The sequence below is a fragment of the Streptomyces vulcanius genome (assembly GCF_042653945.1).
Classification (GTDB): Bacteria; Actinomycetota; Actinomycetes; order Streptomycetales; family Streptomycetaceae; genus Streptomyces; species Streptomyces mangrovi.
The window spans coordinates 1-818 of the sequence record NZ_JBHSFK010000134.1; the positions used below are offsets into that span (position 1 = coordinate 1).

At 70.4% G+C, this 818-nt stretch carries 1 pseudogene; it reads right to left on the minus strand.

The features are described from left to right. A pseudogene (locus ACFPIH_RS56355) lies at window positions 1–818 on the minus strand (2-oxoacid:acceptor oxidoreductase subunit alpha); the annotation flags it as partial.

The following is an 818-nucleotide window of genomic DNA, read 5'->3' on the forward strand; positions in this document are numbered from 1 at the left end:
GTGATGGGTCCGTAGGTGGAGCCCCAGCCGAGGACGAGGGTGTGGGCGTGGTGGGGGTCGTCGACGGTGAGGTCGGGGACGGTGATGCCGTCGATCTTGGCCTGGCGGGTGCGGACCATGAGGTCGTGGTTGGCGGGGGAGTAGGAGATGTTGCCGGTGCCGTCTTCCTTCTCGATGCCGCCGATGCGGTGTTCCAGGCCGGGGGTGCCGGGGATGGCCCAGGGGCGGGCGAGGGTCTGGGGGTCGCGTTTGTAGGGCCAGAAGACCTCGGTGCCGTCGTCGAGGGTGTGGTTGGGGCCCTGTGCGAACTGCACGGTCAGGTCGGGGAGTTCCTGGACCTCGGGGATGCGCCAGGGCTCCGAGCCGTTGGCCAGGTAGCCGTCGCTCAGGAGCATGACCGGGGTGCGGTAGGTGAGCGCGATCCGGGCCGCTTCGAGGGCGGCGTCGAAGCAGTCGGCGGGCGTCTTCGGCGCGACGATGGGCACGGGGGCTTCGCCGTTGCGGCCGTACATCGCTTGCAGCAGGTCGGCCTGTTCGGTCTTCGTCGGCAGTCCGGTGGAGGGTCCGCCGCGCTGGATGTCGATGACGAGGAGCGGCAGTTCGAGGGAGACGGCGAGGCCGATGGTCTCGGACTTGAGGGCCACGCCCGGGCCGGAGGTGGTGGTCACGCCCAGCGAGCCGGCGAAGGCGGCGCCCAGGGCGGCGCCGATGCCGGCGATCTCGTCCTCGGCCTGGAAGGTGCGGACGCCGAAGTTCTTGTGGCGGCTGAGTTCGTGGAGGATGTCGGAGGCCGGGGTGATCGGGTACGAGCCCAGGAA